We start from the raw sequence: 22,532 nt of genomic DNA on the forward strand, positions 1-22,532 counted from the left end.
AAAAGTACTTGCACGCTGGCGGAGCGATAACCGCCCCTACTCCAGCCGTTCGACATTGCGCAATGTCGGGAACAGCCTCATCCACAGTAGCGCGATGGCGACGGTACCGAGGCCGCCGATCAGCGCGGCAGGCACAGTGCCGAACAGCGCCGCGGTGACGCCGCTCTCGAACTGGCCGAGCTGGTTCGAGGTATTGATGAACAGGTAGTTCACTGCACCGACCCGGCCGCGCATGTCGTCCGGGGTCGCGAGCTGCACCAGCGAGAAGCGGATCACCACGCTAACCGTATCGGCCGCGCCAAGTACCGCGAGCGCAGCGACCGACAACCACAGCCATTGTGACACCGCGAACACCGCTGTCGCAAGGCCGAAAATGATGACGGCCTGGAACATCCGCATGCCCACCCGGCGATTGATCGAGTAGCGCGTGAGCACCACAGTCGTCAGCAGTGCACCAACTGCAGGGGCGGCGCGCATGAGGCCGAGACCCCACGGACCAGTCTGCAGAATGTCGCGCGCGTAGATCGGGAGAAGCGCGGTGGCGCCGCCGAGCAGCACCGCGAACAGATCGAGCGAAATGGTGCCGAGGATCGCCGGATTGCTGCGCACGAAGCCGACGCCGGCAAACAAAGTCCGCAGCGACGGCGGATCCTTCACCGCCACCTCGCTCGCCAGTTTGATGGCGCTGTTGAGCAGACCGCCGATCAGCCAGAATGCCGCCATCAGCACATAGGGCGTCGACGGCGACAGCGCGTACGCGATGCCGCCGAGCGCGGGGCCGCAAATCATCGCCACCTGAAACACGCCGGTGGAAAGTGCCGTCGCTTTTTGCAGGCGACCTTCCGGTACAACGCCGGGCAGCAGCGCCGAGCCGGCCGGCGCCTCGAAGGCCGTCGCCGCGCCGATCACCACCAGCGCCACGAAAATCTGCGGCACCGTAATCCAACCGGCATAGGTGCCCCAGGCGAGCAGGATCGCTGTCAGCCCCTGCAGCGTCTGGCAGATCTGCACCACGCGGCGGCGGTCGTAGCGGTCGGCGATATGGCCGGCGACGAAGACCAGCGCCAGCATCGGCACGAATTGCGCGAGGCCGACCATGCCGAGCTGGAACGCGCTGCCGGTCAGATCATAGATCTGCCAACCGACCGCGACAGCGGCAATCTGCGACGCGAAGCGCGAGAAGCTGCGCGACACCATGTAGTACAGATACGGCGGATGGCGCAGCAAAAGCCGCGCGCCATCCGTGACCACGCCGGCAGACTGATCGGCGAGTGTCATCCCGGCATATTCGGATTGATCAGATATTTCTCGCCGGTGGCGCGTTTCGCATAGGCCCGGAGATTGTCGAGCTGCAACACGCCTTCGAGCGAAATCACCTTGGTGTAGTGACTGGCGAAGGTGGTCTTGAGTTCGGCGACCACGCGGGCACGGAGCCTGGCGGCATCGGCCGCGCCGATCTTCTGCAGGAACGGGAACAGCAGCCAGCCGCCCATGCCCCAGGCCATGCCTGCCGGGACGAATTCGATCGGGCGCAGATCCAGCCGGCCATAGACGTAAACCTGCTTGTGGGTCGTCGAGCCATAGCGGCTGTAGACCTTCATCGCCTTGATGGCGGCGACTTCCATCGCCTGCAGGATCTGGCCCTGCAGCTTGCCGCCACCGGTGGCGTCGAAGGCCAGCGTGGCATTGGTGGCAATCAATGCGGCTGTCAGATCTTCCATGAAGGTCGGCGACGTCGAGTTGCAGACATATTTCGCGCCGATGCCGCGCAGCAGTTTCTCCTGCTCCTCGCTGCGAACGATGTTGACGAGATCGATGCCGTCCTTCTGGCAGATCTTGTTGAGCATCTGGCCGAGATTGGACGCGGCGGCCGTATGCACCAGCGCCGTGTGCCCTTCCCGCTTCATGGTCTCGACCATGCCGAGCGAGGTCAGCGGATTGACAAAGCAGGATGCGCCCTCGGTGGCCGTCGTGCCCTCGGGCAGCGGCAGGCATTCCTTGGCCTTGATGACGCGATACTGCGCATACATCGCGCCGCCGATCAGCGCGACGGTCTTGCCGAGCAGCGCCTGCGCGGCCTCGGACGATCCGGCCTTCACCACCGTGCCGGCGCCTTCATTGCCGACCGCCATCGACTCGTCGAGACGGCCGCCCATCGCCTTCATGTTGGCCTGCGGGACGGTCGCGGTAACCACCGAGGACGCGCCAGAGCCTGAAATTTTCGCACTCGCCGGATCGGCCGCGCCGAGCAGGAGACCGAGATCCGACGGGTTGATCGGCGCAGCCTCGATGCGCACCACGACCTCGTCGGGACCCGGCGCCGGGATCGCCACCTGCTGCAGCGAGATTTCCAGTTCGCCGCTGCTCTTGATGAGCGAGCGCAGTTCAAGTCCGGATGTGATGTCAGTCATGGTCGTTCCCCCTCAATATGTCCGGCGGTCTGGTGCCGCGTCAGTAGATGCCCGGAATGATGCGCTTGGTCTCGCGCATATAGGCCCGGTAGTCGTCGCCGAATGCCTCGATCAGCATCCGCTCTTCATAGTCGATGCGGGTGAAGAACAGGATCGCGATCGCGACCAGCCCGCCCAGCGCGGCCATGGCATTCGGCAGCAGGAATGCCTGCGCCAATGCCCACAACCAGAACGAGGCATACATCGGATGGCGGATGCTGCGATAGACGCCGGCACGCACGATCTGGTGAGCCTCGCGGATTTCCAGACTGGCCGACCACTGCCGGCCGAGATCCTTGTGTGAGCGGCGAAACAGCCAGAGCGACAGCACATAGAGCGCGCCGCCAACCACGACCGCCACATAATTCAGCTGATAGTTCAGCGCGGCCGGCCAGCCGGTCACCAGCCAGATCAGCGGTACCACGAACAGGCCGATGGTGGCGATCGCCAGCAGGATGCGTTCACGGCTCCAGCCGACCGCACGCAGCGTCGCCGTGCGGCGGGCCTTGCGCGCATAGGGGTAGCGAATGATGAACCAGGCGATCAGACCGATCGCCCAGATATATGTTCCAAGAAGTGACGCGGTCATTGTCGTCCGATCAGGCCATCATGCGGCATTCACGGATGCCCCGGCTTGCGATTGAGAGGATGTGATCTTGGACAGCGGCATGTCCAGCAGCGCGCCATCCGCACTGAAGCGTTTGAGGCCGCCTTCGCCCGCGGTGATCTCGTCGAACGGCAGAGGACCGCAGATCACCATGCAATAGTCGTAGGGCGCACGGCACTGATTGCCCATCACCATCTGATAATGGATGCGCATGAAGCTGAAGCGATAGCGCTTGAACTGCTCCATGCCCATCATGGCATGCATCTGGACGCGGCGGATGTTCGGCCTGCCCTCGTCGCGATCGCGGCTGCGGCGCTTCAAGGTCACAGGATCGAAGCGATAGAAACTGATGACGTCGTCGCGGGCGTGATATTCGGTCCAGCGGATCGCCGGCGTGTTGGCGACGAGGCGCGTTGCCGTGCGTACACTCTTGCCGGCCGGATGCAACGCGAATTTCGGGATGGTCGCGCTCACCGTCATCACACAAATGGTCGGGCCGTGTTTGGTGAGATCCGGGTCGAGCGCGAGTGCGCGGGCCACCGCCTCCATCACCAATGCCGCACCAAGGCAATGCCCGACGATGACGATCTCGTCGACATCGGCCTTCTGCGCGCGGGCCACGATTACCCTGGCGAATTCATCGACGCGCGCCGTCATCTTCGGGCGCTGGCCATGAACATACTGTCGCGAGAAAATCCAGTCGTCGAACACATGATTGATCGGCTTCCGCCAGCCGTAATGGTGCAACAGCGCTGTGAAGACGGCCGCAGCGACAATCGCGCCGGCGATCCATGCGGCGGCACCATTCATGCCAAGCAGCCAGGTCAGCCCATAGCCTACTGCTGCGCCAGATGCAGCAAAGCCCGCGATCCACAGATAGGAGAACAGGAAGAAGCCGGCATATTTCCAGCTCGCATAGAAGAAGCGGAACAGGGTTCCCGTCACCAGCCAGTCGCCCAGCGTAACGAAGGCGGCGCCCAATCGCGACAGCATGCTTCGGGTGTGATCCTGCAGGATCAGGTCATCCCAGCGCAGCATCTCGTAGGTGGTTTCGGTCTTCCAGTTAGGTCCGGAGGTCTCGGCCCGCCAGGATGCGCTCACATCCGTAGCGTCAAGCACGCCAGACGCCTTCGCGGACACGCTCCACGTCTTCTCGAAACTCGACAGCGAACGGCGGAACCGCTCGAGCTGCGTGTCCGGCAGAATCGGGTCGTAGCCGCCAATGTGGAAGACATGTCGCCGCGCGATCATCGTCCGTTCGCTCCCGAGTGCATCACGCACCGTTCTGATCCGGTGCATAGCAAATTCGCCTGCGCCGACAAACCTGCCCGTGCTCAAAACGGAAGCGTCAGGCGGGATTTTGTCGCCCTCAGGTCACACAGCCGCTCTTTCGCAACCCCCTTCATCACAATTCCGGGAATCGAGGCAGGACTGTGATTGACGGCAGGGTCTTATGTCTGAACATGTCGCGGGTTTTTTCGAAGAAAGAAAGCACTATGTCGATTGCTCTCAAGGGCTTCAAACGGCCGTCGTGGACCTCTCCAGCGGCCGTTTTGCTGATTCTGTCGTCGCTCTTTGTGGCCTCACTCGCGAGTTCCGGGGATGCCGATGCGGCGCCCGGCCGTCGCCCCGGCCATGTCTATCTCTATCGTGGCCTCATGAACGTGTTCTCGCTCGGCATGGATCAGATCGCCTACAAGCTCGAAGCTGCCGGCGTCGCCTCCTCGGTCAGCAATCACACGCTGTGGAGCGGCCAGGCAGACGACATGATCGCCCGGTACAAGGCCGGTAACCGCGAACCGATCATCCTGATGGGCCACTCGGCCGGTGCCGACGTGACCATCTCGATTGCCCGCAAGCTCGCGCAGTATAACATCCCGGTGGCGCTGATCGTGAACTTCGATCCGGTGGCGCCCGATGCCGTCCCCAACAATGTGAAGCAGATCGTGAACTATTACGTACCTGCCGGCTGGGGGCGCGCGGTGTCTGCGGATCCTCGCTTCAAGGGCAAGCTTGCGAACGTCAACGAGAACGCCACCACCAACCACTTCTCGATCGACAAGGACGACAGCCTGCAGCGTCAGGCCATTGCCCGTGTCATGGCCGTGACCGGTGGCGGTATTCGCCGCAAGCCGGCGGCGCCGAAGCCTGCACAGGTCTCGGCTGCTCCGCAATAATACGCAGCCAATATCGAAACGCATTCAGCCGAGGTGATCGTCACCTCGGCTGAATTGTTTTGGCCATCCGGAATCCTCAGACGATCAGCACGTCATGATGTGACGGAGGCGTCACCGGCGCGAGCGCGGCATCGTGTGTGCCGAGAGCGTCGTCCGGTGCCGGCGCGGCCGCAACGGGATGGCTGGACGCCGTCAGGACCTGAGCAAGAGCGACTTCCGCAGCGCCCTCGCCCTGCGCACTATTCTGCACCTCCGTGTGCGCGGACGTCGTGTGGCCGGACGTCGGGCTGAAAGCAAAGTTCTCACTGCCAGTGCTGCTTGCAAGTGCTTGGCCGAGCGTATCGACGGCAATACTGGCATTTGCGAATTTCAGAAACTCCGTATTGGTGAGATAGTCAGTGCCGTCGCGGCCAGCGACGCTGTCAGTGACGATCGTCTGAACGCCACTGCGAGTGATGCTGTAGTCGGCCACATTGCCGGAGAATACCGCGGTGTCGGTGCCGTTGCCGCCATTGATGATGTCGTTGCCGATCCCGCCAGCAATGTAGTCATCGCCATCTCCACCGCGGACGACATCGTTGTCGCTTGAGGCACCGAAGAACCAGTCCTGATGCTTGGCCGTGTCGAATTGGATGCTGCGGACATAGAGATCGAACGAGCCGGGTGAACTGGCATTGGTGCCGTCGGCCGGCACCAGATCGACGCCATTGATGGCAATGTCCTTGAAATGCAGCGCGCGCCCGGGCTCGGAATTTGCGAGATTGATCGCGACACTGACGATGCTGGCGGGATTGTCGAAAGTGACCGTGTAGGTCTGGTAGCCCGACGGATCGCTCGCGGGCGTGAATTCAAGCACGCCCGAAACCGGCTGGCCATTGACCAGAACCTGCGCCTGCGCGCCGATTCCGTTCACGACGGAGCCATAACCCGTCAGCGTGATGGTGGTACTCGTGAGCTTGCCCGCAACGCCGGGACCAGCGACAATCGTATCGTTCCCGGCACCGCCATAGATCTCGTCATGACCGAGCCCGCCGAAGATGACGTCGTTGCCGCCTCCGAGATCGATCGTGTCGCCAATCGACGAGCCCGTGATGGTGACGCCCGGCGTTACCCCTGTCCCATGGAAATATTGCGCCACCACATCCTGCGCCGGCTTGTCCATGACCGAATAGCCGGTCTCGGAATAGAAGTTGTTGAGGTCCCACTGCCAGAACTCGGCGCCTTTCAGCCAGCTGCCGCCATGCGCGCTCCAGACTTGAAAGAAGGCATTATAGGCATCGGCCTGTTCGGCGAGATCCGCAGGCGCCTTGGATGATCCACCGCCCGGATTGATAGCCGTACCGTCGATGCTGCGATAACCGACCTCAGTCATCAGCACCGGCTTGCCGTAATCCATCGACAGCGAATGAAAGAAATCGACGGGCGACTGATAGCCGAAGGCCTTGGCGTAATACGGATTGTACGGCACCTCGTTCCACGCGTGCACGAGATCGTCCACCGTCGGCGTCGTGCTGGCCGTCAAGGGTGGATAGGCGTTGATGCCGATCGTATCGACCTGGTCCCAGAAGCTGACCTTGGATGCTTCGTCGGTTGCCGCCGCGTAAGTGACTTCGCCATGATAGACGCCGCGCACGGCCGAGATGATATCAACCCAGTAGCTGCGATAGGCATCGCCCGAAAGGCTGCTCATCTCATTGCCGATGGCGAAACTGGCGACATCGCCCTGCTCTGCAATTTCAGCCAGGTGAACGATCTCGGCCTTGTAGGACGCGAAGAAGGCATCGACGTCCGACGGCGCCAGACTGTGCGAGATCGTGCCGTCGAGACCTGTGATGCCGGGCTTGAAGACAACATCCAGCCCGGCGGCATGGGCCTTCTGAAAGCCAGCGAGCAGGCTTGCATCGCTTTCGGTCTTGGCCGGCACGGCGAGCACGTCATTGCCCGTACGGCTGTCGGTCCATATCCGCGTCGTCAGCGCGATCGAATTCGATCCCAGTGACGCCATGGCCTGAAACGCCTGATCGGCTGACGCACTGGAGAACTGTCCGTTCCACTCCGACAGTGCACCGAAACCTTGGACCTTAAAGATGTTGGGCATTCGCGCTCTCCATCGGCATTGTCTGGAGAAGGCTGAACCCGCAACGTGATACCTTCGCGACCGCAATGGGGTATCATGATGACGTCTACAAATTGAACCTCGTTGTAGGCTTACACGGTCAGGGTCCTTCAATGAAAAACGCCGCCCGCTATTTCAGCGAACGGCGTTGATCGCGTAGTTTCTTGCTCGGCCGAAAGCCGCGCTTGCGCTTTACGCGAGAGCTTTCAGTGCGGCCTTGCCGGCATATTTAGCCTGGGTGCCGAGCTGCTGCTCGATGCGCAGCAACTGATTGTATTTGGCGGTACGATCCGCGCGTGCCAGCGAGCCGGTCTTGATCTGTCCGCAATTGGTGGCGACGGCGAGATCGGCAATCGTGGAATCTTCAGTCTCACCCGAACGGTGCGACATCACCGCGGTATAGCCAGCCTTGTAGGCCATCTCGACGGCGCACAACGTTTCGGTCAGCGAGCCGATCTGGTTGACCTTGATCAGGATCGAATTGGCGCGGCCATTCTTGATGCCGTCGGCAAGACGCGTGACATTGGTGACGAACAGATCATCGCCGACCAGCTGGCACTTCGAACCGATCAGGTCGGTGAGCTGCTTCCAGCCGTCCATATCGTCTTCCGACATGCCGTCCTCGATGGAGACGATCGGATAGTTGGCGACGAGCTGGGCGAGATACTTGGCCTGCTCGGAGATGTTGCGGGTCTTGTTCTCGCCGCCATAGACGTAAGCGCCGTCCTTGAAGAATTCGGTGGCGGCGCAATCCATCGCCAGCATCACGTCCTTGCCGGCGCTGTAGCCAGCCTTGGTGATGGCGGCCATCACAAAGTCCAGCGCCGCTTCGGCCGAACCGATATTGGGTGCGAAGCCGCCTTCGTCACCGACATTGGTGTTGTGGCCGGCCTTCTTCAGCTCGCCCTTCAGCGTGTGGAAGATCTCGGCGCCGCAGCGCAGGCCTTCGGCGAAGGTCGACGCGCCCACCGGCATGATCATGAATTCCTGGAAGTCGATCGGATTGTCGGCATGCATGCCGCCATTGATGATGTTCATCATCGGCACCGGCAGCGTGCGGGCCGAGGTCCCGCCGACATAGCGATACAGCGGCATATCGAAGGATTCCGCAGCCGCTTTGGCGGCGGCCAGCGAGACGCCGAGGATCGCATTGGCGCCGAGGCGCGACTTGTTCGGGGTGCCGTCGAGCTCGATCATGATCTCGTCGAGCTGGACCTGGTTCTCCACGTCCATGCCGCCGATGGCGTCGAAGATCTCGCCATTGACGGCATCGACCGCTTTCTGCACGCCCTTGCCGAGATAGCGGGACTTGTCGCCGTCGCGCAGCTCGACCGCCTCATGGGCGCCGGTGGAGGCCCCCGACGGAACCGCGGCGCGGCCCATCGACCCGTCTTCGAGGACGACGTCGACTTCAACCGTGGGATTGCCGCGGCTATCGAGAATTTCGCGGCCGATGATGTCGACGATGGCGGTCATGAATGCCCTCTTTGTGCTGGGGGTGGGTCGTTGGCGCCGCTTCTACAGCAAGCCTCCCGGCGGGAAAACCCCGCCTGACGTGACGACTGGCCCGGGATTGGCTATGAACCGCCATAACGGAGATATTTATGTCAAAAACACCCCGCAAATCCCCGAAATTGCCTGACGACTTGCAGCTCGGCCGCGCCGTGGAATGGCCGACCTCCCCGGAGCAGGCCAAACTCGACCGGGTGCCGAACCCGCAGAAGGACACCAATTACGTGGTGCGCTTCACGGCGCCGGAATTCACCTCGCTGTGCCCGATCACCGGCCAGCCGGATTTCGCCCATCTGATGATCGACTATGTGCCCGGCCAATGGCTGGTCGAGTCGAAGTCGCTCAAGTTGTACCTGGCCTCATTCCGCAATCACGGCGCCTTCCATGAGGATTGCACCGTGGAGATCGGCAAGCGCGTCGCCTCCGCCATCAAGCCGAAATGGCTGCGTATCGGCGGCTACTGGTATCCGCGCGGCGGCATCCCCATCGACGTGTTCTGGCAGACCGGAACGCTGCCCAAGGGCGTCTGGGTCCCCGAGCAAGGCGTCGCTCCGTATCGCGGGCGGGGATGAGCGGGGCGGGCGTTTCAGCTCACCCCAATCCAGCGACGGGCTGTTGCGATCGAGCTGCCTGCACGATCAATGGTAGCCTACAGCCGGATGCATCCCAAGCCCACCGGCCGTTCTCCACTCGGCCTCGCGTCATGCAGTGCGTCGCGGTCGCACCTCTTCGCAATCACTCTGCCCTCAAGAAATACTCCGTTGGTGTTTTTCCGCCACGACCGCTCGCATATCTTTCATGCGGCGAGTCTGACATTCTCTGATTGTCGGCAATCTGCATCTCATCGTCGCCGCGCGTCCCGACGACCAGATAAATATGATCTGCTCCGGGAGGCGTCGGATCGAGGTCGAAGGTAACGCCAACATCGCCGGCTCTTTGATTTCCAACTGAGATTTTCGACCAACCGCGTTGCGCAAGCTTGCGTGCCAGACTCCCGGCGCCCAGTGTCATCGCGATATCGATTCCGGACTGACGAAGCAATGCACTCAAATGCGCGGCACAGCCGTTGTGAGGATACTCTCTCAGATTCCTCGCGGCCTCTAACCTTGCGGCCTTCAGCCCCTCTGCCGTACTTCCTTGTCGTATCAATTGCGGTATGCGCACCGCATCTGATACTATCTCCGTAAAGCTAGCAACAAGACTGCGCGATTCTTCGCGCAGCACACCCGATGCATCGGCGTTCAGGGTTTCGAAATCCGTCCCGCCTTCCCGCGCGGTAGCCGGGCGCTCCACTACACCGTGCTGCAAACGAATTTCTCCGGTATCAACGAGAACACGGAGAATGACCATCGCACCACACTGCCCGCTAACAGCGTCGGCAGACCACTTTCCGTCGGCTACATACTTTCCGCGTGAGTACTGATTGCTGAAACTCCACAGGTATGGCGATTTGACTTCCGGATGATGACTTCGATAGCCCCAACCATTGAAGCTCTCCAGAAGATAGGCAATGCGCTCGATGGACCAGTCCGCGTTGCCTGTGATCCCGTCATAGTTCAAAGCATCGACTGCGCTATCCACCCAATCAAACGGCGGCGAGCCATTTCTCGGTCGTCCAGCGGGGACGTGAACAGTGCGCGCATCAAGCGGGTCACCGTTGTGCAGGTGTCCGCGAAAATTGAGGCTTGCCTCGAGGCTATGAATGACAGCGACCACATACCAAGGAACTCGGCTGAGGTCCTCAACCTGACGGTAACGCTCCTTATTCGCCACGATCCGGCGCGCGATAGCGGCCGCCGATCCCAATCGCTCTTTGCGAATGGCCATCTCGGCCCACAGCGTAGAGTATTCCTCACAAACGTCCTCGAAGCGGATCGCTCGACGCGCGGTCAAAATTGGCGTGCTCAACGACAGCGTATCGTAGTCGATCGTTGTGAAAACGAAATGCTCGGCAAACTCAGCTGAAAGCCGATGTTCTTCGGCATCGAGATCGACGATCTCTAGGTAAGCACTGTCTTCCGCTAAGGCTTGTGCGGCATTATCTACACGCGCACGTCTCCCTCCACCAGTCGGCCCCATCACCACCATTCTGACCCTCCTGCTTTGGAAATCACTAAATTATCTTAGATTGTTTTTCTTATATACACATCTTTTAATTGATACGCCCCCATAGCGCGCAGCATCCTCGAAAGAGGTAACGAGATGCTACAAACTCCGCGTTCTCGGCTATCTTTGAAAGATCACTGCAGCATTTCTACCGGCCGCGCAGCACACAAGGCCTGCTCCGTATCAAATGGCTCAGTGCCTGAAGCAAATAAAGCGTCGCGCCGTATCGCAGGCGGGGCTAAGCTTTCGCATCGGCCGGTTTTGTCGGCTTAAGCAGCTTCGCGGCCGCAAATCCAAGCGCGAAGACAATGGCGGCTGACGTCAACAGTGTCGGCATCTTGCCGGCATGGGCGAGGCCGAAGCCATAGGCGATCGGGCCGACGGACTGGCCCATGAAGAAGCAGAAGGCGTGCAGCGACATGGCGCTGGCGCGGGCTTCCTGTGACAGCTCAGTGGAGAATATCTGCAACGAGCCGTGCAGCATGTAGAAGCCCCAGCCCATCAGCAGCAGGCTCAGCGCCTGGATCTGCCAATTGGGGCTGAAGGCAGTGGCGGCGAGCTGGATCGCGATCACGATGCCGCCATAGATCATCATGCCGTTGATGCCGAGCCGCGCCAGCATGCGCGACACGGTCGCCGTGTAGAACAGGCCGCCGACGGCAAAGCAGGCGATCACGAGGCCGGCGATCGAGAGGCTTGTGACGCCGCGGTCGAACAGGAATGACGAGATATAGGGAAACAGGCCAAGGATGCAGCAGCCTTCGATGAACACCGCGCTGTAGACGATCAGCGTGTTCGGGTTGCGGAAAATGACCTTGTAGCCTTGGGCAAGCTTGCCGAAGTCGGCTTTCACAGTCGGCTTGATGATCGCAGCGCCCTTGAAGCCGTACGCCACAGCGACGGAAGCGACGATCGCAAGACCGCCGAGGATGACCAGCACGCCGCGCCAGCCGAAGAAATCACCGATCACGCCGGACGCCGTCGAGCCTAGCAGATTGCCGGTCATGGCGCCGGCCATCACGCGGCTCAGCGCGACCTGACGCAGCTTCGGCCCGACCAGATCGCTGGTCAGGCTGAGCGTCACCGGAAACACCCCGCCTGCCCCGATGCCGGCCAGCACGCGCGTCGCCAGCAGCAGCGGATAGTCGGTGGTGATCGCGCCGAGAATATTGGCGATGCCGAGCAGAACCAGACAGACGATCATCAGGCGCGGCTTGCCGAACAGGTCGGCGGCAGCACCGAGCGCCGGCTGCACAATGGCGAAGGTAAAGGCCAGTGCGGATGCCAGACCGGCGGCAATTGCCACCGTGATGGACAAATCGTCGGCGACATGCGGCAGCACCGGGTCCAGCGCGCGCATGGACAGCGCGGCGGCGAAGGACGCCAGTGCGATGATGTTGAGGACCGGAGGCATCAGTACGCTGCCAGCGCCGCGAACCGGGATTGCATGTTACGCTTTCGCCGCCGTCTCTTTGGCCAGCGCATCGAACGCCATCAGGTTCTTCACCAGCGCTTCGAAGTCACGCAACGGCACCATGTTCGGTCCGTCGGACGGCGCGTTGTCCGGATCGGGATGGGTCTCGATAAAGACACCGGCCACACCGACCGCAACAGCCGCACGCGCCAGCACCGGCACGAATTCGCGCTCGCCACCCGACGACGTGCCCTTGCCGCCCGGCTGCTGCACCGAATGGGTGGCGTCGAAGATCACCGGCGCGCCGGTGGTCCGCGCCAGGATCGGCAGCGCCCGCATGTCGGACACCAGCGTATTGTAACCGAACGACGCGCCGCGCTCGGTGACCAGCACCTTGTCATTGCCCGTCGAGGTCAGCTTGCTGACGACATTGGCCATGTCCCAGGGCGCGAGAAACTGGCCCTTCTTCACATTGACCACCTTGCCGGTCGCGGCCGCGGCCAGGAGCAGATCGGTCTGCCGGCACAGGAAGGCCGGGATCTGCAGCACGTCCACCGCCTCGGCGGCACGGGCACATTGATCGTTCTCGTGTACGTCTGTCAGTACCGGCAAACCGAGCGTCTCGCGGATCTCGGCAAAGATGGGCAGCGCATCGTCGAGGCCGATGCCGCGCGCCGCGGAGGCGCTGGTGCGGTTGGCCTTGTCGAACGAGGTCTTGAAGACGAGACCGATCTTGAGCCGGTTCGCGATCTCCTTCAGCGCATGGGCCACTTCGAGCGCATGCGCGCGGCTTTCCAGCTGGCATGGCCCGGCGATCACCGAAATCGGCAGAGCATTGCCGAAGCGGACGGTGCCGAGTGCGACAACGGGTGCGGCTGTGGAGGATGCGGTCAAAATGGTCTCCTTATTCTGGCGACCATGACCGCAGGACCGGGCGGGATGCAAGCCGGATCAGGCCCATCCCGCCACTCGGAATATCAGGGTTGCGGCGGGCGACACCTCCAATCTGACCGGGGCGGCTGTGCCGCGCCGGACCGATGGAGCCGTGCCCGGTTGGGCTTACTTGAGCACCGAGAACGCTGTCGGCGCCAGCAGCTGGCTGACGATATTGCCGACGATCTGGCCGTCCTCTTCGGACTTGGCGCGCGCCGACATCCATTCCGGGTCGGACATGAAGGCGGTCCACACCTTCTCGCGCTCGGCGAGCGATTCCCATTTGAGGATGTAGGTCAGTTCCTGATTGGATTCGCCGATCACCGTGGTGAAGAAACCGGACTGCCGGATGCCGTGCTTCTCCCAGAGCTTCAATGTGACAGATTCAAATCGCTTGATCAGCGCCGGCAAACGTCCCGGCAAACAGCGATAGACGCGTAATTCATAGATCATCGGCTTTGGTTCCTTCCCTTTTTGTCAGCCTTGAAAGACTCTAACGCATGGCTTGTTGCGGCATCGTCCCTTGCCTGCGCAACGTCAGGCTTACATCATGCCGCCTGTGACGCAACCGACTTGGATCCACGATGCAAAAGCCCCTTTTGTCGCTAGTCGCCCTGATGACACTGACTGTGTCTGCCGCCGCTCAACAGCCCGGCAAGATCACGTCGGGCGCCACCGGCGTGATGGTCGATGGCAAGCCGGCGGCGCGCGTCGGTGACACCACGACCGATGGCAAGATCATCGAAGGCGCGAAAGGCGTCTACATCAACGGCAAGCCTGCAGCCGTCGTCGGTGGCAGCACCGAATGTGGCGGCAAGACAATCTCCGGCAGCACTGGCGTGTTCATCAACGGCAAGCCGATGGCCCGAGCCGGCGACAGCACGTCGGGCTGCAAGTAAGATCTGCCGGACATGTCTTTGTCATCCCGGGCGCAATGGGCCGCCGGCGTTGCCGCTCGGCTTGCTATCGCCATCGCCAGTGGCCTCATCCTATTGCCGGCTTTCACCCCCGTCGCCCAAGCGCAGAACAGCCGCGCACCCAGCGAGCGTGAACTCACGGCCAAGATTCAGGATGCGTTCAACGCGCTGCGCACAGGCAACGACGGCAGCGGCCGCGACCGGCTGAAAAATGCGCTCCGCGAGGTCACGCAGAGCAACTATCACAGCCTCACAATCACGGCCTATCTCAATGCCGCCAGTTCGTTCGAGCGGCGGCGCGACAAGGCGACCGCGTCGGATCTTTTTGCCGAAGCGGCCAAGACCCGTGCCGCGCGCGACGGCGGCCGCGATGCGGTTACATTCTGGTTCGAATATGCGCGCTTCCTCGAACGCAGCAATCAATACGATCTCGGCATCCCCGTGGCGACCGAAGCTCGCAAGCGCATGCGCGCGGAATACGGCCCGAACTCAGCGCAGGACATTGCCGGGGGCGACATCCTCGCGACGCTACTGACCAATAACGGCGCCGTCGCATCCGGCCTCAACCTGTCCGAAGAGACTTACCTCAACGCGCGAAAGGCACTCGGCGACCGCGAACCGCTGACCTGGCGCACCGAGAATAACTATGCCGAAGCGCTGCGCATGGTCGGGCATCCCGATGTCGCCGCCGCGATCGACGAGCCGCTGCTCCGCAAGCGCATCGCGCATTACGGTTATGGCAGCATCCAGGCGCTGGTGAGCGCCAGCAATCTCGCGCTCAACCATCTGGCCATGGGCAACGAAGCCGAAACACTACGCGCGCTCGACGTGCAAAAGCGCTGCGCGACCGAACTCGCCGATCCCCGCTCTGAACATATCCAGCAGGCCAATGTCTGGATCGCCTATACAAAAGCCTATTTCCATCCCGACCAGCAGATGAGCCGCCCTGATCTGGAAGCCATGGCCAAGGTCAAGGACTGGAACGGCGCACCGGATCTCCTACGCATCAAGGCGGCACAACTCGCTGCCGATCAGTATGAGATGCATGGCGAGACCGACCGCGCGCTGGCGCTGCGGATCGATGCCTATCACCGTTCGCAGACGACCATTGCGCGTCAGCATCCGATCACGTTCGATGCCTTGCTCGGTGTCGCGATGACTCGAATGAAGCGCGGCGACAAGGACACGCTGGCGACCTTCAAGGATGTCGAGCAGCAGGCGTTCCGCTGGATGCTGCGCGAGGTCGGCACCGCCGGTAACCGCTACGTCGCCGAGACCATGCGCAAGCTGGCCGATGATATCCTGTATGAGTTCGGTCGCTACGCGCTGGTCGAACCAGCCGCGGCCATCGCCTATGCCGATGCAGTGTCGCGCTGGAAGACAATGGAAGATGGCGAACGCACATTGCTGCGCCTGACGGCCGACCGGCTGCCTGACGACGCCACCAAGGCACTGGCGCAAACCGTGCTGCGACTGTCCGGCCAGCAGCAGGAATTGCTGTCGTCGGGCAAGATCGATGACGACGCGCGCGACGTGCTCAGGCAGTTGCAGGACGCGCGGCAGGCGCTTGCGGCGAAGATGGGTAACAAGGCGCCGACCGATCTCCAGCTCCCATCGATCGAGGAAAGGCTCGAACGATCAGACGCGCTGGTCGACTTCTTCGTCAGCGGCCGCCGTAACCGCGTTAATCCGATCGCGCCAAAACCGGAGATGCGGCTGCAGGCCGTGATCCGCCGCCACGACACCGCGCCAGTACTGTTCGATCTCGGCCCGCTCGACAGCTTCCTCGCAGTCGATGCGACGTCGCCGGATCGTGCAAAGCTCTTCCGTCGCCTCCATGACACGCTGCTCGGACCGCTGAAGCCACAGCTCGCCGACGTGAAACGACTGTTTCTTGTCCCCGATGCCGAACTCTACAGCCTGCCCTTCGCGATGCTGCAGGACGCTACGGGCCGCTATCTCGACGAGATTTACGACACCCGGATTATGACGCGCGCCGACGCGCTGTTCTTTGCGAACAACGACAACAGGCTTGCATCGGGCGACAAGGCGCTGTTGGTCGGCGGGCTCGACTATGCCGGCGCCGCCAATGAGCTACCCTCGACCAAGACCGAAGTTGATACGGTCAGCGCCGATCTGAAGAAGCGCGACCTTGTCGTTACCATCCTCTCGGGCAGCGACAGCGGCGAAGCGACGATCCGCGCCGACGCCAAAGGCGCGTCCCTGATCCATCTCGCCACCCACGGCTTCTACAAGACCGCCTCTAACCGCACCGACGCGCTCTGGCGCAGCGGCCTCGTTGCCTCGCGCCCCGATCTCAGCCGCCCGCCGCAGCGCGACGACAATGACGGCGTACTTTATGCGCACGAGCTGATGAACTGGGATTTGTCGTCGGCCAACCTTGTCGTGCTGTCCGCCTGCCAAACCGCGCTCGGCGATCCCAGCCGGATTGGCAGCGTGCGCGGCTTGCCCACCGCCCTTGCCATCGCCGGCGCCCGGCGTTCGCTGCTGACATTGTGGGAGGTCGCAGACGAAGGCACCTCCAACTTCATGGCGCGGTTCTATCAGGTGCTGGCCGACGAGAAACTCGATTACGCCAGCGCGCTCCGGAAGGTCCGCATCGAAGCGATCCAGGGCAAGATCACGGCCGCCAAAGACCCGTCGGTCTGGGCGGCGTTTGTATTCTTCGAGAGCTGAAACCTGTGGCTGAGCCGTAGGGTGAAGCGTAATCCGCCCTACGTGATCCCATCCGAACTACGCTTGCCTGAAGCCAGTCAGGAAGGAATCGAGGCAGTCCTGGATCGCATCGATGCCGTATCCGCCTTCCTGAACGACGAGCGTCGGCAGACCCAGCGATTGCATCTTGGCCCCGACGCTTCCGAAGTCTTTTGCATCCAGCTTCAGGATGCCGATCGGATCATCCCGATGGGCATCGAAGCCGAGCGCCACCACAAGGGCCTCGGCGCCAAATGCGCGAACGCGTTCGATCGCCGTGTCGAGCGCTGCATTCATCTCAGCGCCACCGGCACCGGGCGGTAAGGGTAGATTGAGATCGAAGCCCTCGCCGGCACCATGGCCGGTCTCGCTTGCATAGCCCGTATAGAACGGCACGAAATTCGTGGGGTCGCCGTGGATCGAGATCGTCAGCACATCTGGACGATTATAGAAAATCTGCTGCGTGCCATCGCCGTGATGAACATCGACATCGATGATCGCCACCTTTCCAAAGCGACTGCGCAATCGCTGCGCGGCAATCGCGCTGTTATTCAGGTAGCAGAAGCCTGTGCCGCGATCGGCGCGCGCGTGATGGCCCGACGGCCGGCACAGCGCATAGGCAGCGCGGTCCCCGCCGACGATAGCGTCTGCGCCAGTGACCGCTGTTTCTGATGAGCGCAGGATGGAACGCCAGCTATCGGGGCCCATCGGCACCGACAGATCGCCGAGATACCAGCCCACCTGAGCGATAAATCCGGTTGCCGGGCAATCCCGCCGTGCAGCCTCTTCCGGGCGCCCGCTCCAATACGGGAAATATTGCGGCCACACTTCCGGTCCGTGGTCAGGCAGTTGCGCCCAATTATCCCACGCGGTTTCCAAGAAGCGTACGTAAGCCGGCGTATGCACCGTCAGCGCGGGCGCAGTGCCGTACTCCGCCGGCTTTTCAGGCGTGATCTCGTGCCGCGCCAAAGCGCCGATCAGTCGTTCGGTGCGAACCGGCGAATCCTTGATGGGCACGAAGCGGCCGTAACGCATGAATTGCTGCGGCGAATGAATTGCCTGATCCGGGTGATAGAAAGCGCGCATGGATCATCCCTCTGTCCGTTCGGCCGGTCAGAAGACCGACGCCTCAGGGATCATTCGCATGATTGGTTTCTGCCGATCAATCGGCAGTCTGCGCAGCCCTTATGAGCGCAGCGACATGGGCAACTCGGTCGTAGGGCGGATTGATGAAGCGTGATCCGCCATCCTTCCGTCCCACACACGCCGACAGCGGATTACAGCTTCGCCAAATCCGCTCCTCCGGTCTCACACCAGCCGGCTCTGCGCCGCCGCAGCCTTGATAAACGACGCAAACAGCGGATGCGGCTCGAACGGGCGCGATTTCAGCTCGGGATGATACTGCACACCGATGAACCACGGATGGTTCTCGTATTCGACGATTTCGGGCAGCACGCCATCCGGCGACAGGCCGGAGAACTTCAACCCATGCTTTTCAAGACGGTCTTTATAGGCCGTGTTGACCTCGTAGCGATGGCGATGGCGCTCGGAGATTTCGGTGGCGCCGCCATAGACGTCCGAGACCTTGCTGCCCTTGGTCAGCGTCGCCGGATAGGCGCCGAGTCGCATGGTGCCACCGAGATCGCCGGCATTGTGGCGCTTCTCGAGTTCGTTGCCGCGCAGCCATTCGGTCATCAGGCCGACGACCGGCTCCTTGGTCTCGCCGAACTCCGTGGAGTTGGCGTCCTTGATGCCGCCGAGGTTTCGCGCGGCTTCGATGACCGCCATTTGCATGCCGAAGCAAATTCCGAAGTAAGGCACGTTACGCTCGCGCGCGAACTGCGCTGCGCGGATCTTGCCCTCGGCACCGCGCTGGCCGAAGCCGCCGGGCACGAGAATGCCGTTGACGTGTTCGAGGAACGGCGCCGGATCTTCGTTCTCGAAGACTTCGCTTTCGATCCAGTCGAGATTGACCTTCACCTTGTTGGCGATGCCGCCATGGGACAGCGCTTCGGTCAGCGACTTATAGGCGTCCTTCATGCCGGTATATTTGCCGACGATGGCGACGGTCACTGCGCCTTCCGGATGGCGGATACGCTCGTTGATGGTGTTCCAGGTCTTCAGCTCGGGCAGCGCCTTCGGCGTCATGCCGAATGCGGCCAGCACTTCGTCGTCGAGCCCAGCGACGTGATAGGCCTCGGGCACCGCATAGATGTTGTCGACGTCGCGAGCCTCGATCACGGCGCTTTCGCGGACGTTACAGAACAGCCCCAATTTACGGCGCTCTTCCTTGGGAATATCTCGATCGCAGCGGCACAGCAGGATGTCGGGCTGGATACCGATCGAGCGCAGCTCCTTGACGGAGTGCTGGGTCGGCTTGGTCTTCAGCTCGCCGGCGCTCGGGATGTAAGGAAGCAACGTCAGATGCACGAACACGGTGTCGCCGCGCGGCAGATCATTGCGCAACTGGCGGATCGCTTCGAAGAACGGCAGGCCCTCGATGTCGCCGACAGTGCCGCCGATCTCGACCAGCACGAAGTCGTAGCCGTCATTGTCCGACAGAACGAAGTCCTTGATGGCGTTGGTGACGTGCGGGATCACCTGGATAGTGGCGCCGAGATAATCGCCGCGACGTTCCTTGGTGAGGATGTCCTGATAGATTCGTCCGGTGGTGATGTTGTCCTGCTTGGTGGCAGGCCGTCCGGTGAAACGCTCATAATGGCCGAGATCGAGATCGGTCTCGGCACCGTCATCGGTCACGAACACTTCGCCGTGCTGATACGGCGACATCGTTCCGGGATCGAGATTGAGATAGGGGTCGAGCTTGCGAAGCCGGACCTTGTAGCCACGCGCCTGCAACAGCGCGCCTAACGCCGCTGAAGCCAGACCTTTACCGAGCGAGGAAACCACGCCGCCGGTGATGAAAATGTACCGCGCCATGGGACTTAACCTTTAAGGCTCCGAAACCGATTCGCCAAAACGAATCGCAGCCGTCAGCCGAGAATCGGTGAGGCTGTGGGTGACTTGAAAAACGAAATGATTGCAGCCCCTTGATGGGATCTGCTGATGCAGGACGGTAGTCCCCGTCCTGCATGGCGCCTCTGCTTTATTGCGAGCGTGGCGGTGCCGGGGCTGCAGGAGCCTGCTGTTCGTCGGATTTCTTCAGCGTATCCAGCAGGCCGCCCGAGGTTGGCGGAGCCAGCGGCGAGCCCGGCTGCGACACCGGCGCGGTTGAGCCCGGCAGGATCGAAGTCGGCTTGCGCTCATAGGTCGCGAGCCACGACAGGAACAGGCTGGTCAGGAAGAAGCCCACCGCAAGAACGCCGGTGGTGCGTGTCAGAAGGTTCGCCGTGCCGCGGCTGGACATGAAGCCGCCACCGCCGCCGCCACCGACGCCCAAGCCGCCGCCTTCGGATTTCTGCAGCAGCACCGTCCCGATCAGGGCCGCGACGATCATGAGGTGGATAACGATAATGACGCTTTGCATCGTGTCCTTCCATCGCAAGCACGCAGCGCCGATCGCCGGCTGCAGTCATGGCTTGCGGGGTTTGAATCCAGCGGTGTCTACACGATCCACCGGGGGATTGTCACCCCCGCGCCGACCGGTCTGGACCGCAAATTCCAGCATTCCGTGAGAGTTAGGGACAGCCCGCCGCGATCGCAAGGAAATCGGCCGCCTTCAGGCTGGCGCCGCCCACCAGCGCACCGTTCACATGAGGAACCGCCATCAACTCCCTGGCGTTGGATGGCTTGACCGAACCGCCATACAGGATGCGGATCGAGGCCCCCTCGTTCTTAAAGCGTTCAGTCAAACGATCCCGGATAAACTTATGAACTTGCTCAACATCCTGGGCTGTCGGTGTCAATCCTGTGCCGATCGCCCAGACCGGTTCATAGGCCACGATCAGGTTGCCCGAGGTGGCATCATCCGGCAGCGAGCCTTTCAGCTGGATGCCGCAGACGTCGAGGGTCTTGCCGGCATCACGTTCGGCCTGGGTCTCGCCGATACAGACGATCGCCGTGAGCCCGGCGCGCCAGACGGCCAGCGCCTTTTCGCGAACCACGGCATCGGTCTCGCCGTGATCGGCGCGGCGCTCGGAATGTCCAACGATAACGGCGGTCGCGCCGGCATCAGCCAGCATTTCGGGCGCGATATCGCCGGTATGCGCTCCTGAGACGTTCTTGTGACAATCTTGCGCCCCAACTGAGACGACATGGCTGCCCTCCTGACCGAAGCTCGATGCCTTCGACGCAAACGTCGCCAATAGCGTGACCGGCGGACAGACCAGCAGATCGGCCTTGTCCAGCACATCTGGCGCACCGCGCAGCATCGCTTCGAACTCGGTCATCGACGCCTTGAGGCCGTTCATTTTCCAGTTGCCCGCGATCAGCGGCCGAACGGCATCAGTCATGAGGATATCCTATCATTTGAAAGAGGTTATCTGAGCTAACAGAGGCGATCCATCAGCTCAAGCCGACCTGGAGTTCAGGCAGGCTTGGAGTTCAGGCAGGTTTGGAGACCCGCAACCCGCGCTCTTGCTTGATCTGGTCAGCAGTAAGGTCAGGCGCCAAGGGATTGAACTTGCTCCAGCCCGTTGCGGCCAGGTCGCTGCGGCGCTGGGCGATATCGACCGAGGATGGATGCAGCAGCGCCTCCAGCCTGTCCCTGTCGGCCGCCTCCACCTTGGCACTGACGAGGCTACCGCCGCGGCGGATGCTCTCGGCATAGACCTCGGCATCGTTCACGGCGACGCCGGCTTCGGCCAGCATCCCGATCACGCCACCAGCGGCGCCCGCGGCCACGGCGCCCGCTGCGGCCGCTGCCAGCCATCCGGCAGCTACGACCGGTCCGAGCCCGGGAATCGCCAGCAGGCCGAGGCCAGCCAATAATCCGCCGACCCCGCCAAAACCGGCACCGATCGCGGCGCCCTTGCCGGCGCCCGCGGCATAATCGGGCGCGTACCATTTGTCGGCATTGTTGGCGATGATGCTGATGTCGTCCTCGGGCACACCGGCTTCACGAAGGTTGATAACGGCCTTCTGCGCGTCGGCGTAGTCGTCGAACAGCCGGGAGATTGTCACCTTGCTCATCGCACTATCCCCACCGTCATTCCGGCTTCGCCGAGACGTTGCCCTTGTAGTCGACGCTGACATGGATCTTCTTGGATCCGCTCATCGCAGTGCCGCGCCAGATTCCCTGGCTGTCGTTCACCAGCGGCGACACGTCGACATAGCCTTGTGACTCCAACGACTTGCGAGCCTGACCTTCAGTGAAACTATTGGCGCCGGGAAATGGCGGCGTTTCTGTTGTCGGCGGCGAATTCGTCGACTTCGTCACCGTGGGATTCTGCATCGCCGGATTTGGCTGCGCGCCTGCCGGCGCGAGCACCATCCAGATGCCGCAGGCGGCAACTCCCGATCGCCAACCGATGCGCATGATGTCTCCCGGCAGGCCTGAACGCCCGCTCAACAAAGCAGCAGCGGGCCGGAAAGTTCCATCTGCCGCTATTGCCTCGCGGTAGCGCCGGAAACCGCTTCAATCCGCCCCGCCCCAGCCGGTTGCGACCCGGCTTTTGCCACTTTAT

General features: G+C 62.1%; 21 protein-coding genes. 5 read left to right on the plus strand and 16 right to left on the minus strand.

Features of this window, described 5'->3' with window-relative positions; genetic code table 11:
• Positions 1-36: 36 nt before the first annotated feature.
• The 4 genes from AC1DUY_RS03180 to AC1DUY_RS03195 are packed head-to-tail and all read right to left on the minus strand — an operon-like array spanning position 37 to position 4,338.
• The gene (locus AC1DUY_RS03180; RefSeq protein WP_478112173.1) at positions 37-1,278 is read right to left on the minus strand and encodes an MFS transporter; all 1,242 of its coding nucleotides are present in this window, start codon (positions 1,276-1,278) and stop codon (positions 37-39) included.
• The gene (locus tag AC1DUY_RS03185; protein WP_478112175.1) at positions 1,275-2,411 is read right to left on the minus strand and encodes a zinc-binding dehydrogenase; all 1,137 of its coding nucleotides are present in this window, start codon (positions 2,409-2,411) and stop codon (positions 1,275-1,277) included. The genes AC1DUY_RS03180 and AC1DUY_RS03185 overlap by 4 nt, the downstream gene beginning before the upstream one ends.
• 40 nt (positions 2,412-2,451) lie before the next feature.
• Positions 2,452-3,039, minus strand: a complete 588-nt coding sequence (locus tag AC1DUY_RS03190) for a protein-S-isoprenylcysteine O-methyltransferase (RefSeq protein ID WP_478112177.1) — start codon at positions 3,037-3,039, stop codon at positions 2,452-2,454.
• Positions 3,040-3,057: 18 nt separating this feature from the next.
• Positions 3,058-4,338: a hypothetical protein gene (locus AC1DUY_RS03195; protein ID WP_478112179.1), complete on the minus strand. Its 1,281-nt coding sequence runs from the start codon at positions 4,336-4,338 to the stop codon at positions 3,058-3,060.
• Between the two features lie 215 nt (positions 4,339-4,553).
• On the opposite strand from AC1DUY_RS03195, the gene AC1DUY_RS03200 reads away from it, so the two are divergent.
• On the plus strand, positions 4,554-5,234 hold the full coding sequence (locus tag AC1DUY_RS03200; protein WP_089264505.1) for a hypothetical protein: 681 nt from the start codon (positions 4,554-4,556) through the stop codon (positions 5,232-5,234).
• Positions 5,235-5,310: 76 nt separating this feature from the next.
• Here the strand turns inward: AC1DUY_RS03200 and AC1DUY_RS03205 are convergent, their stop codons facing one another.
• Positions 5,311-7,332, minus strand: a complete 2,022-nt coding sequence (locus AC1DUY_RS03205) for a glycoside hydrolase family 113 (protein WP_478112181.1) — start codon at positions 7,330-7,332, stop codon at positions 5,311-5,313.
• Positions 7,333-7,542: 210 nt separating this feature from the next.
• Positions 7,543-8,826: a phosphopyruvate hydratase gene (gene eno / locus AC1DUY_RS03210; protein WP_441229494.1), complete on the minus strand. Its 1,284-nt coding sequence runs from the start codon at positions 8,824-8,826 to the stop codon at positions 7,543-7,545.
• 128 nt (positions 8,827-8,954) lie between these two features.
• On the opposite strand from eno, the gene queF reads away from it, so the two are divergent.
• Positions 8,955-9,434 carry a preQ(1) synthase gene (gene queF / locus AC1DUY_RS03215; protein WP_089264508.1) on the plus strand — a complete coding sequence of 160 codons (480 nt, stop codon included), beginning with the start codon at positions 8,955-8,957 and terminating at the stop codon, positions 9,432-9,434.
• Positions 9,435-9,597: 163 nt separating this feature from the next.
• On the opposite strand, the gene AC1DUY_RS03220 is transcribed toward queF, so the two are convergent.
• The 4 genes from AC1DUY_RS03220 to AC1DUY_RS03235 all read right to left on the minus strand — a co-directional run bounded on the left by AC1DUY_RS03220 (position 9,598) and on the right by AC1DUY_RS03235 (position 13,768).
• Complete coding sequence (locus AC1DUY_RS03220) at positions 9,598-10,950, minus strand: hypothetical protein (RefSeq protein ID WP_120289948.1); 1,353 nt, start codon at positions 10,948-10,950, stop codon at positions 9,598-9,600.
• A 256-nt stretch (positions 10,951-11,206) separates the two neighbouring features.
• Positions 11,207-12,382: an MFS transporter gene (locus AC1DUY_RS03225; protein ID WP_120289950.1), complete on the minus strand. Its 1,176-nt coding sequence runs from the start codon at positions 12,380-12,382 to the stop codon at positions 11,207-11,209.
• A 36-nt stretch (positions 12,383-12,418) separates the two neighbouring features.
• Positions 12,419-13,276, minus strand: a complete 858-nt coding sequence (kdsA, locus tag AC1DUY_RS03230) for a 3-deoxy-8-phosphooctulonate synthase (RefSeq protein ID WP_120289952.1) — start codon at positions 13,274-13,276, stop codon at positions 12,419-12,421.
• A gap of 165 nt (positions 13,277-13,441) precedes the next feature.
• The gene (locus AC1DUY_RS03235; RefSeq protein WP_478112185.1) at positions 13,442-13,768 is read right to left on the minus strand and encodes an NIPSNAP family protein; all 327 of its coding nucleotides are present in this window, start codon (positions 13,766-13,768) and stop codon (positions 13,442-13,444) included.
• Between the two features lie 131 nt (positions 13,769-13,899).
• Here AC1DUY_RS03235 and AC1DUY_RS03240 point away from each other — a divergent pair, with 131 nt between their 5' ends.
• Positions 13,900-14,214: a PAAR domain-containing protein gene (locus AC1DUY_RS03240; protein ID WP_439077056.1), complete on the plus strand. Its 315-nt coding sequence runs from the start codon at positions 13,900-13,902 to the stop codon at positions 14,212-14,214.
• A 12-nt stretch (positions 14,215-14,226) separates the two neighbouring features.
• Positions 14,227-16,929 carry a CHAT domain-containing protein gene (locus AC1DUY_RS03245; RefSeq protein ID WP_478112188.1) on the plus strand — a complete coding sequence of 901 codons (2,703 nt, stop codon included), beginning with the start codon at positions 14,227-14,229 and terminating at the stop codon, positions 16,927-16,929.
• Positions 16,930-16,986: 57 nt separating this feature from the next.
• On the opposite strand, the gene AC1DUY_RS03250 is transcribed toward AC1DUY_RS03245, so the two are convergent.
• Positions 16,987-18,033: a histone deacetylase family protein gene (locus AC1DUY_RS03250; protein ID WP_478112190.1), complete on the minus strand. Its 1,047-nt coding sequence runs from the start codon at positions 18,031-18,033 to the stop codon at positions 16,987-16,989.
• Between AC1DUY_RS03250 and AC1DUY_RS03255 the strand changes: the two genes are divergently transcribed.
• The gene (locus AC1DUY_RS03255) at positions 18,032-18,187 is read left to right on the plus strand and encodes a hypothetical protein (RefSeq protein ID WP_158596801.1); all 156 of its coding nucleotides are present in this window, start codon (positions 18,032-18,034) and stop codon (positions 18,185-18,187) included. The genes AC1DUY_RS03250 and AC1DUY_RS03255 overlap by 2 nt on opposite strands.
• Positions 18,188-18,255: 68 nt before the next feature.
• Here the strand turns inward: AC1DUY_RS03255 and AC1DUY_RS03260 are convergent, their stop codons facing one another.
• The 5 genes from AC1DUY_RS03260 to AC1DUY_RS03280 form a co-directional block, all read right to left on the minus strand.
• Entirely contained in the window at positions 18,256-19,887 is a 1,632-nt protein-coding gene (locus tag AC1DUY_RS03260; protein WP_478112192.1) for a CTP synthase, read from the minus strand.
• Between the two features lie 166 nt (positions 19,888-20,053).
• A complete protein-coding gene (gene secG / locus AC1DUY_RS03265; protein ID WP_089264515.1) occupies positions 20,054-20,434 on the minus strand; it encodes a preprotein translocase subunit SecG in 381 nt (126 codons plus the stop codon).
• Between the two features lie 151 nt (positions 20,435-20,585).
• Positions 20,586-21,359 (minus strand): triose-phosphate isomerase, encoded by a 774-nt coding sequence (gene tpiA, locus AC1DUY_RS03270; RefSeq protein WP_478112194.1) that lies wholly within the window; start codon positions 21,357-21,359, stop codon positions 20,586-20,588.
• A 91-nt stretch (positions 21,360-21,450) separates the two neighbouring features.
• A complete protein-coding gene (locus tag AC1DUY_RS03275; RefSeq protein WP_478112196.1) occupies positions 21,451-22,038 on the minus strand; it encodes a general stress protein in 588 nt (195 codons plus the stop codon).
• A 16-nt stretch (positions 22,039-22,054) separates the two neighbouring features.
• A complete protein-coding gene (locus tag AC1DUY_RS03280; protein WP_478112198.1) occupies positions 22,055-22,384 on the minus strand; it encodes a PepSY domain-containing protein in 330 nt (109 codons plus the stop codon).
• Between the last annotated feature and the right edge of the window lie 148 nt (positions 22,385-22,532).

Source organism: Tardiphaga sp. P4_G1, from assembly GCF_056401215.1.